The organism is Brucella thiophenivorans, assembly GCF_002252445.1.
Classification (GTDB): Bacteria; Pseudomonadota; Alphaproteobacteria; order Rhizobiales; family Rhizobiaceae; genus Brucella; species Brucella thiophenivorans.
Genome location: NZ_NNRJ01000044.1, coordinates 1 through 9,757, shown reverse-complemented (window position 1 = coordinate 9,757; position 9,757 = coordinate 1). Strand labels below are relative to the sequence as shown.

The window sequence follows — 9,757 nt, the reverse complement described above, 5'->3', positions numbered from 1 at the left end:
CCCTATTATCGCTGCTGATGTTTACGCTTTGATTAACGTAACGGTGCCGGGTCAAGTCTTTATCAATAATTATGGCGCTGGCGGAGGTATAGAGCTACCTTTTGGCGGCGTCGGAAAATCTGGACATGGTCGTGAAAAGGGTTTCGAAGCCTTATATGGTTTTACTCATGTAAAGACCGTGACAATTTCTCATGGTTAGCAACATGCGGAATTGATGTTCATGAACTATCTTATTTGCCAACGATAGAGCGGGGAAGGTATAACCCGCCTTTTCTGGCACTAATTAAAATAACAATATACAATCTTAAAAGCGTTGAAAAATATGTTAATTAAAAGCTTTGGGATTTTTTGTTAACAATAAGCTCCGCCATACGCGCATTATCACAATTCTTTCCCCTTTCCTGACCCTCAGCGCATTTGCTAAGCATAATCTTTCTATGTTCATGGTTGTTGGTGTAATGCTCCACGGGAACTGGTCTACCAGAGAGATAGGCATTCAGACCAATCATTATTCCCAATGCCGCGATCGGGTATTTGAGGTTCATGATTTTCTCACTTTTAAATCGAGATCACTTCTTCTGCGTTTTGAATTATCACCTTCTTCGGATGTTAACCGATATGAACGCCATGCTGCTGCGCGTCCCAACAGATGCGCACCGATTGGTGCCGTAAGGAGTAAGAACACAATCGCTAATAAAGATCTTGTCGCGGCACTGACGGTTCCAATGTGAATTGCAGCCGCAATAAGTGCTAAACTCGCAGCAAATGTTCCCACTTTCGAAGCAGCGTGCATACGTGAAAGTGCGTCAGGAAATCTACATATACCCAAAGCAGCAATGAGAGAAAAAGCCCCCGCAGTCAGCGCGAAAGCAGCCACTATTATTTCAATCATCGGAGCTATTCCTTCTCGTTTGACGAGACGCATATCGCGCTAACGCGGCGACCGATATGAAGCTGACAAGTGCCAAAGCAATAGCGATATCAAGATAAGCAGCGGTTTCCGTTTGGATGGCATAAAGACTGCAAAAGACGATGACTAAAGCAGTAAGCATATCCAGAGACAACACGCGATCAGCGAGCGATGGTCCTTTTAGGAGGCGTGCAAATCCGATGAGCAGCGATAAAACCACCATCCACATACTGATTTTCACGCATAAATTCATAAAGTCTGAGGCTGTCATGGCTGAAAAACCTTCCTGATACGATACTCCATGCCGGATTTCAGCTCCGCCACGAGCGCATCTGGATCGCCTGCATATATCGAGTGAATTAGGAGAAAGCTTTTATCGTGCGCTACATCCAGAGTTAGAGTTCCTGGCGTGAGCGAGATTAGATTTGCTACCAAGAATATTTCCAAATCGCTTTTGGCATCCAATGGCATTTTTACAATAGCAGGATTTAATCTTGGGCTCGGTGCAATAACATCTCTCGCCACATTGATACATGACAGCACCAACTCTTTTATAAAGTATATTGCTAAAACAATTGCTTGAGGCAGTGCATGAAAATAACCCACGTACCCAGCGGAGCTTATCAAACCGCGGCACAACCACAATGCCATGTAGCCAACTAAGAATCCTGATGCCAGCATCGCTACGGAAAAGCTGTTCCAAAGCGCTGACCAAACGATTGATAGAACGATATTCAACGCAAAAATCATCATTGAGATCTAGCTCCTAAAACAGTTTGCACATAGGCTTCGGGGTCTAGAAGCTGGTTGGCACCAACCATTGCAAATTTGAGAAAAGGTTCTGGCTGCAGCCCTATAAGAACCGTCATAGCCGCCAATACAATCACTGGCGTAAGCACGTAAAAACGCTGTCGCGGGTTCAACTGTGACAGTGACGGCTCAACTCCGTGTGTATGATCCTTCCAAAAGGCCTCAGCCCATATTTTTGTCATCGAGAATATTGTGAGTAATCCGACTAACAGGGCGATCGCTGAGACGAGCCAGAGCTGAATATCCAATGACGCTTTTACAAGAAGGTATTTCGCCCAAAACCCCGATAAAGGCGGGAAGCCAGCGAGTGAGAAGGCTGGTATCAGAAACAGGAACGCCAGCAATGGCGCAGACTTATATAAACCTCCGATTTTATATAAATCAGAGCTTCCAGTAATTTTGCCGGAGATGCCTGCAATCAAGAACAGATTTGCTTTCACGATGATGTGGTGAACCAGGTAGAAAATGGCTCCAGCAAGCGCCAAAGGTGTCATCAAAGCCAGCCCTAGCACCATATACCCTATTTGGCTAACAATATGGAATGACAGGATTTTTCGGAAATCACTTTGTGCTGCAGCCGCCAATACGCCCGTCAGCATCGTAAGCACAGCAACCCATAAGAGTATGGTATGGGTGAAACCAACGTCGGTAACAAAAATTAGAGTGAACGTCCGAATTAACGCATACACGCCAACCTTGGTTAAGAGACCCGCAAAAATAGCCGATACCGAATAGTGAGGCGTATGATAAGATGCGGGGAGCCAGAAAAATAATGGAAACACGGCTGCCTTCAGGCCAAAGGCAAACATAAACAACACCGCAATCACTGACATGAGGTTTTGATCTGGAGCGCTCGCAACAGCGCCACGCAGATCAGCCATGTTCAATGTTCCTGTTGCACCATATAATAACCCCGCGCCTGCAAGGAAGAAAACCGTCGAGATTAGGTTAAGCGTTACGTATTTGACCGCACCATCAATGGCCTCTCTCCGTCCACCAATAACCAAAAGGCCAAAAGAGGAAATGAGCATCACTTCGAACCAAACGTAGAGATTAAACAAATCTCCAGTCAGAAAGGCACCGGCTACACCGGCGAGGAGTGTCTGAAAAAGGGCGTGATATCCCAAACGTTGCGACTTCTGACCAATTTCAGCTTTAGCGAAAATGGAGACTGCAACACCGATAATTCCAGTAATCAGAACCATGGCTGCGGTGAGATGATCAGCAACAAGAGTTATTCCAAAAGGAGCGCTCCAACCACTCATCTGAGCTGAAATTATGCCATTTTCACTTACTTTTATCAAAAGGACGATTGAACTCACCAGCAGCAATAAAGAGCCGAGTATCGAAATCCACGAGCCCCAACGATTGTTGCGTGCAAGGAATGTCAAAACTGCTGATGCCATAGGTATCAGGATTGGAAGAGAAAGAACCCAGCTCATTGATGGGTTTCCTTCGGCTCGGCGGCTCTCATTTCGTCAACTTCCAAATGTCCAAAGCTGCGATAGGCTCTCAAGGTGAGAGCAAGGGCAAACGCAAATAACCCGAAGCCAATGACGATCGCTGTTAAAAGAAGAGCCTGAGGGAGCGCATTTGCCATCGTTACGTCTGGCAGGCCTCCAGATTGTTGAAGTAAAGGTGGTGTGCCGAGGTTGAGCCGCCCCGATGAGAATATTGCAATATTGACACCGTTAGAGAGAAGAAGAAGGCCGAACAAAAAACGTAGTAAATTACCCGAAAGCATCAGATAAATTGCAACGGCTAGAAGGAAACCTGCAAGAAGAGCGAGCACGGTACTCATGAGCGCATCTCCTCGAGACCAAAAACAAGTGTGAGGATTGCTCCAAAAACGGCGAGGTAAACGCCAATGTCAAATAAGAGAACGGTCGAGATTGGTATATTGCCTATAGTGAGCCAAAGCCCCGTAAACGGACTGCCGCCAGACATCGCCGGGAACAATCCCGCAATGAGTGCAACGCCCATCCCAATTGCACCGACAGATTGAGGGTCAACTTTGAGGGCGGAGCGTGCTTGCGCAGTACCTGTTGCAAAAGCATAAAGCGTAAATCCGGCAGCGCCTATTAACCCACCAATAAAGCCGCCACCAGGTGCGTTGTGGCCTCTTAGCAAAACGTAAAGCGAAAATAGGAGAAATAAGGCAGTGAGCAATCTTGCGCCTGTTCTAAGGATCAACGAATTCATGTTTTTCTCTTCTTCGTCCGGCGCGTCAAAAGCGAATAAGCACCTACTGCTGCGAGCAAGACGACCGTAATCTCGCCAAAGGTATCGAGTGCGCGGAAATCGACAAGAATGACGTTCACGATGTTCAAACCATGCGCGAGTGCGTAGGCGTTCTGTTCAAAGAACGCGGTAATATGCCGATCGAGCGGATTGGCCGAGATAGCGAGGAGCGTGAGCGAAAAAGTCCCGCCAATCACACATGCAATGCAGGCGTGAAATAATCGCTTCGGAAAGCTCCGTTTTTCAACGATCCTCGGTAGCCTCAATGCTGCAATGCCAAACATGACAGCCGCAAGCACTTCTACCATCAATTGGGTCGTTGCGACATCTGGTGCACCGAAGAATATGAAAATGAGAGCGACACCTACTCCCATCGTACCAATACCAGAAATAGCGGCGATACGAGACTTCGTTGTAACTGCCAGTAATGCACCAGCTGCCGTAAATAATGCGATTAGCCAAATAAAAGGTGGAGCTGATAGATCCACTGATATGGATGGTCGCTTCAACATCAACGTTGTAAGGCTAGCTAGCGCTAAAGCCAAGAAAACGTTGCGAAGATAAATCGTCAATTCTCCGGGCTGAATAAGGCGCGTTTGAAATGCAGCAAATGATCGGAAACCGTCGAGAAACTTATCCCAAAGTCTGTCGAAGTCCGGGAAACAGGCGGCAAGTCTATCTACAAAAGGCCGGATTTTGTTAGATTTTAAGTATAGGATAGCTCCCAACGAGAACGTCATCGCACTTAAGGCGAGCGGCAGATTAAATCCTGCCCAAAGTGTCAGCTCCGCTGCCTTTTCGCGGGCGAGACTTTCCGTGACTGTGACTTCTACAATTGACCCGATAAGGCTTTGGGAAAACGATCCAACAACTAAACCCATCAAACCTAGTACGAGCGGTCCAGCTAGCATGGTCAGACCTGCTTCATGCGACTTTGTCGGAGTCTGACTTGATTGCTTGAGGAACGGCTTTAGCCCAACGATGCCGGCAATTGCAAAAATTAAAGCATTCGACGCCACCAGGCTTACGATCACAAGAGGCGCGGCATCCATTGTTAAGGAGCCTGCATATAACAATTCTTTTCCTATCCAACCAAGGAATGGTGGTAGTCCTGCCATGGATGCTGCCGCCAAAACTCCTGCCGTAGCAGTCCACGGCATCGCCTTCGCTAACCCTGAAAGCCTGCGAATGTCCCGCGTCCCAGTTCCATGATCTATCGATCCTACAACCATGAAAAGTGCAGCTTTATATAAAGAATGAACGACAAGGAATGTCACCGCAGCGGTCAACGCATAGCTGGAATTTCCGGCCAACATTAATGTTATGACGCCAAGTGCCATAAGCGTGGTGTAAGCCAATGCTTGCTTAAGATCCGTCTGACGAAACGCCAGTATCGAAGCCAGCACCGCCGTAATTGCTCCCGCTGTGGTCAAAGCAACTGTCCAGACCAAGGTGCCGCCCAGAGCGGGATGCAATCTTGCGAGCAGATAAACCCCTGCATTCACCATCGTTGCTGAATGGAGATAGGCTGATACCGGCGTCGGAGCAGACATGGCGTTAGGGAGCCAAAAATGAAATGGAAACTGTGCAGACTTTGTGAACGCACCCAGAAGAATTAGAATTAATATTCCGTGGTAAAGGCTACTGTCTTTAATATTGCCATCCTGCAAAATCACAGCAAGATCATAACTGTCAGAGACGTTACCTATCAGTATGAAGCCAGCTAGCAGCGCCAAACCACCCGCAGCCGTTATTAGCATCGCTTGTAGCGCATTTCGGCGAGCCGCCGGATCATTGTGATTGAAGCCGATGAGCAAATAGGATGTGACGCTTGTAAGCTCCCAGAACACGAAAAGCGTTATGAGATCACTTGCCAAGACTAAGCCGAGCATCGAAAGCATAAAAGTGAACAGATATAAAATGAAGCGGATAAAGTGCCGATGATTGCCCATGTAGCCAGTGGCATAGAGAAATATCAACGTTCCAATCCCGGCAATTAATACCGAAAAAATCAATGAAAGGCCGTCAATCATAAAATTTAAGCCGACACCCAATGAGGGCACCCACTGCAAGTTATATCGTATAGTCTCACCCTCTTGGACCGCGCTTAACGAACCAAGAAAATAAGCTGTCAAAATTAATGCCAATGCCGAAGCGACGTATCCAGCATAACGGTTGCCTGCCGGAGCGGCGTCATCGTGATTCATATATTATCCATGAAAATTCATCAGTTGCCACAATTGACCATGGATCGATTTATAATGAAAATTGTTATTTTGATTGAAGCTCATAGGTAAAATCTATAAGCATTCTCTATGCCAAAAATGCATCAGCTTCGATACTTCATTGCCCTTGCAGACACGCTAAGCTTCAGCAAAGCTGCGGCCCTTTGTAATGTGACGCAGCCGACTTTGAGCGCACAGATTAAAGAACTTGAAGAACGGTTGCAGGTGCAGTTGGTTGAGCGCAGTCGGTCCTTCGTATTTCTGACGCCGATTGGTATGGAAATAGCCGTAAGGGCTCGCGCGATAATTGCGCAGACAGAAGATATTCGGGAAATCGCACGCGGCACCAAGAATGAACAGCTTTCAGGAACACTCCAGATGGGTGTGGTGCAGACACTGGGTGCCTACGTTTTATCTCTTGCGGTACCTAAACTTCGAAAGAAATATCCTGATCTGCGGCTCTCGGTGTGGGAAGATCGTATCGAGAATCTGCCCGTCAAGCTTTTGGAGGGAGCGCATGATCTCATGCTTATCCCTTCTAAACCACAGCACGCAGAACTCACTTCAATGATGCTCATGCGCGAACCATTCCAAATCGTGATGCCCTATGACCATCCCCTGGCTCGCCAATCATCAATCAATTCGTCAGATTTAAACGGCCAAACTTTGCTTTCTATGGATCGTTCAGGCGACGTTTATAATCAAATGCATCGCCTGTGTGCTGAGGTCGGAGCATCTTTCGTTACCGACTATGCAGGTGCTACTTTAGATACCTTACGGCAAATGGTTGCCGCTAGAATGGGAATTAGTTTGCTGCCGGCGCTATATGTAAGATCAGACGTCTTACGTGAAAAACTCGTCATAGCAAGGCCGCTCTCTTTCGATGGTCCTTCGCGCGAGATACACATGGTGTGGAGGCAATCTTCCCCACGCCATGCCAAGTATTTAGAGTTTGCAAAACTCATAAGCGAATGTTTAGCACCCTGGGACGCAAGCGAGATCTAGTGAATCGCGTTGCCGAAGTCGTGAACTCCAAAAACTGCGCTGATGCCTTCCCTCCGAAACCTATCATCGCAGTATATCGCCAAATGCGCCTCAGCATCAGTCAAAAATGAACGCTCGGGCGACTTAGCCCTTAAGCGATATTTATTACTTGCGTGAAATAATCTGATTCAACGCCAATTATATTTCGTAATGGTAGTCCGAATCCACCGGCCTCAATCTCAAAAACATCGCCAAATTTTGTAACAATTCCATCCGCAACACTAAGCGTAGCGGTTCCGAACATGTGAACATGCACATCACCTGGCTGACGAAACACACTATACTTGAAATGGTGGTATTCGAGATTGGCTATCGAATGACTCATATTGTCTTCGCCCGACAAAAATGGTTTCTCCCACAAGACCTTTCCATCGCGAAGAATGCGTGATGTTCCCTCCACGTGCGCTGGAAGCACACCCAACCTCAGTTCAGGCCCAATGGAACATGGGCGTAACTTGGAATGCGCAAGATAAAGATAATTTATTCGCTCAGTCACGTGATCGGAAAACTCATTCGCCAGTGCAAAACCAAGTCGGCAAGGGTTTCCATCCGCATCGATAATATAAATACCCGCAATTTCCGGTTCCTCGCCCGCGTCAAGCGCGAAGGACGGAGACCGAAGTTCCGAGCCGGGAGCCGCTAAGCAATGTCCATTGCCCTTGTAGAACCATTCCGGCTGCACACCCTTTTCACCACTAAGCGGCTTTCCTTGTTCAAGTCCCATCCGAAACATCTTTATCGAGTCGGTCAGTGCTTCGTCCGGTTCATTTCCGGACTTATGCATTGCATCGCGGGTTGATGCGGAACCAAGGTGGGTAAGGCCGGTACCGGTAAGATGAAGATGTGCAGGATCGGGGTGATCGATAGGCGAAAGCAGCCGTCCGTCATTCAGCAACTGCAGGTAATTAATGTTTTCGCCCAGGCCGGCTTCTTTAACGATGGTCTCAATACCCTTGCCCGACACGGATGCCTTGGCAATCGCATAAACAGATGTATAGCCGTTCACTTTACGGGCAACATCTTTAATAACCACGGCCACCGCACGTTCGCCATTCTTGTCTAAATATTGAATCAGATTCAACGCTCAAGCCCTCCTATTTCAAGCAAACGCCGTCTGGCAATCAGCGCATCTTCTCCGCTTGTTAAAGATCTTGCGATTGCTTCGCCGCCCAACCGCTGAAATTCAACATATCCTTCGTAGCGCGGCCTGATCCACGCTCCTTCCACCGTTGAAATAACGGAACTGAAAAAGCCATTATAGTGAGCATCCATATCCGCATCGGTCCATCCGCAGTGACCACCTGGTTGGCCATGGTGTTCGGCAACAAGATTTGCCTGAACGACATCGCTTGCCATATAGTTAGCAAAAGCCAACGCTGCATCCTGCTGCACGCTGTGACGCGAAATACCCATAGCCGTACCGCCAATGGCTGTGCCCGCATGATAGGGAATAGCTATTCCGGCAAAAGCTGCAAAGCCAAGGCGATTGACATTGTCCGGCTCGCCATATGTGGCATACCCATAGACCAGTGGTGCATAGACGATATCATCACGTGCGACCATCTGCTCATGAAGATCTATACTGTTCCAGCCTAGGGATTCCGGCGGCGATAAATCAAGGACCGCACGCACGGCATCGTAAGCCTGCGTGAAACTTCCCTCCGGAATCGCCAGCAACTTTTCATTGCTCGCGTCAACTGGCTTTCCCAAATTTGCCATGTAGGCAAAAATGCTCAATAGAGCGTGCGGGGTTTCTACAGGCGTGCCCAGATAAAGCCCTTGATCTCGAGCCTGTCTGCCCAGCTGCAGCACATCGGCAAATGTTTGTGGAAGTTTTGCATTCAGTTTGGCCATAAGATCGTTGCGCACCAAAGCATGCTGGGTAGCGCCATCGATTGGTAAGCCCCACACATTGCCAGCGAACCGATAAGTCTCAAGACTCGGGCCAATATAGAACGAGCTCGCTGAAGCAGTAGTCATCGCAGGCAGCCTGTCGTCAAGCGTCAGGAAACATTCGCTCGCGGCAATGGTGCCGCAAAAAGGGTGATCAAAGATGACGATGTCATGTGTCTTGGCCACCTGCTCAATACCCTGATGCTCAAAGTCGCTTAAGGGGCGAATAACCTGCTCGATTTCTACATCTGGATGATCGCGGCGATAAGCTTCAATGGCCGCTGCAACTGGTGCTGTAGCGCGCCGGTTATTCCAGTTGAGAACTGAAAGTCTGGCCAACTCAAACCTCCTTTTTCGTCACAATATGAATGTGGTTGCAGATCAGTGCGAGCGAGTCATCCTGCTTGAGAACTTCAACCTGCTCAACCACGAGCCCCTGTTCCGGCCGCTTATGATCCCGCTTTTCTATGATAGTAGAGCGAACGCGGATCGTGTCCCCAATGAACGTTGGAACGATGAAACGCAAACGGTCGTATCCATATGACATTGAGTGCGGATTTATGACACTTGCCGCCATGCCAATGCCGACACTAAACACTAGGCTCAGGACTCATTGCTTTCCGAGCCAGAATAT

General features: G+C 48.0%; 12 protein-coding genes. 2 read left to right on the top strand and 10 right to left on the bottom strand.

Annotated elements, in window-relative coordinates; genetic code table 11:
- A partial coding sequence (locus CEV31_RS13275) for an aldehyde dehydrogenase family protein (RefSeq protein ID WP_143850947.1) occupies positions 1-199 on the top strand: 199 nt, incomplete at its 5' end.
- A 130-nt stretch (positions 200-329) separates the two neighbouring features.
- On the opposite strand, the gene CEV31_RS13270 is transcribed toward CEV31_RS13275, so the two are convergent.
- From CEV31_RS13270 to mbhE, 8 genes are read right to left on the bottom strand one after another with little or no spacing between them, the layout of a single operon-like run.
- Positions 330-545 (bottom strand): hypothetical protein, encoded by a 216-nt coding sequence (locus tag CEV31_RS13270; RefSeq protein WP_094507549.1) that lies wholly within the window; start codon positions 543-545, stop codon positions 330-332.
- Positions 542-892: a monovalent cation/H(+) antiporter subunit G gene (gene mnhG, locus CEV31_RS13265; protein ID WP_094507548.1), complete on the bottom strand. Its 351-nt coding sequence runs from the start codon at positions 890-892 to the stop codon at positions 542-544. Before mnhG ends, CEV31_RS13270 begins: the two co-directional genes overlap by 4 nt.
- Positions 885-1,181 (bottom strand): monovalent cation/H+ antiporter complex subunit F, encoded by a 297-nt coding sequence (locus tag CEV31_RS13260; protein ID WP_094507547.1) that lies wholly within the window; start codon positions 1,179-1,181, stop codon positions 885-887. The genes mnhG and CEV31_RS13260 overlap by 8 nt, the downstream gene beginning before the upstream one ends.
- Entirely contained in the window at positions 1,178-1,663 is a 486-nt protein-coding gene (locus CEV31_RS13255) for a Na+/H+ antiporter subunit E (RefSeq protein ID WP_094507546.1), read from the bottom strand. Before CEV31_RS13255 ends, CEV31_RS13260 begins: the two co-directional genes overlap by 4 nt.
- The gene (locus CEV31_RS13250; protein ID WP_094507545.1) at positions 1,660-3,162 is read right to left on the bottom strand and encodes a Na+/H+ antiporter subunit D; all 1,503 of its coding nucleotides are present in this window, start codon (positions 3,160-3,162) and stop codon (positions 1,660-1,662) included. The genes CEV31_RS13255 and CEV31_RS13250 overlap by 4 nt, the downstream gene beginning before the upstream one ends.
- Positions 3,159-3,521, bottom strand: a complete 363-nt coding sequence (locus CEV31_RS13245) for a Na+/H+ antiporter subunit C (protein WP_094507544.1) — start codon at positions 3,519-3,521, stop codon at positions 3,159-3,161. The genes CEV31_RS13250 and CEV31_RS13245 overlap by 4 nt, the downstream gene beginning before the upstream one ends.
- Positions 3,518-3,922: a Na+/H+ antiporter subunit B gene (locus CEV31_RS13240; protein ID WP_094507543.1), complete on the bottom strand. Its 405-nt coding sequence runs from the start codon at positions 3,920-3,922 to the stop codon at positions 3,518-3,520. Before CEV31_RS13240 ends, CEV31_RS13245 begins: the two co-directional genes overlap by 4 nt.
- Positions 3,919-6,168 carry a hydrogen gas-evolving membrane-bound hydrogenase subunit E gene (gene mbhE, locus CEV31_RS13235; protein ID WP_094507542.1) on the bottom strand — a complete coding sequence of 750 codons (2,250 nt, stop codon included), beginning with the start codon at positions 6,166-6,168 and terminating at the stop codon, positions 3,919-3,921. Before mbhE ends, CEV31_RS13240 begins: the two co-directional genes overlap by 4 nt.
- A gap of 108 nt (positions 6,169-6,276) precedes the next feature.
- Here mbhE and CEV31_RS13230 point away from each other — a divergent pair, with 108 nt between their 5' ends.
- A complete protein-coding gene (locus CEV31_RS13230) occupies positions 6,277-7,191 on the top strand; it encodes a LysR family transcriptional regulator (RefSeq protein ID WP_094507541.1) in 915 nt (304 codons plus the stop codon).
- Positions 7,192-7,321: 130 nt separating this feature from the next.
- Here CEV31_RS13230 and araD1 read toward each other — a convergent pair whose 3' ends face one another.
- Both araD1 and CEV31_RS13220 read right to left on the bottom strand, forming a co-directional pair.
- The gene (gene araD1, locus CEV31_RS13225) at positions 7,322-8,302 is read right to left on the bottom strand and encodes an AraD1 family protein (RefSeq protein WP_268876354.1); all 981 of its coding nucleotides are present in this window, start codon (positions 8,300-8,302) and stop codon (positions 7,322-7,324) included.
- A 5-nt stretch (positions 8,303-8,307) separates the two neighbouring features.
- Positions 8,308-9,462 (bottom strand): ABC transporter substrate-binding protein, encoded by a 1,155-nt coding sequence (locus tag CEV31_RS13220; RefSeq protein ID WP_094507539.1) that lies wholly within the window; start codon positions 9,460-9,462, stop codon positions 8,308-8,310.
- Positions 9,463-9,757: the final 295 nt, after the last annotated feature.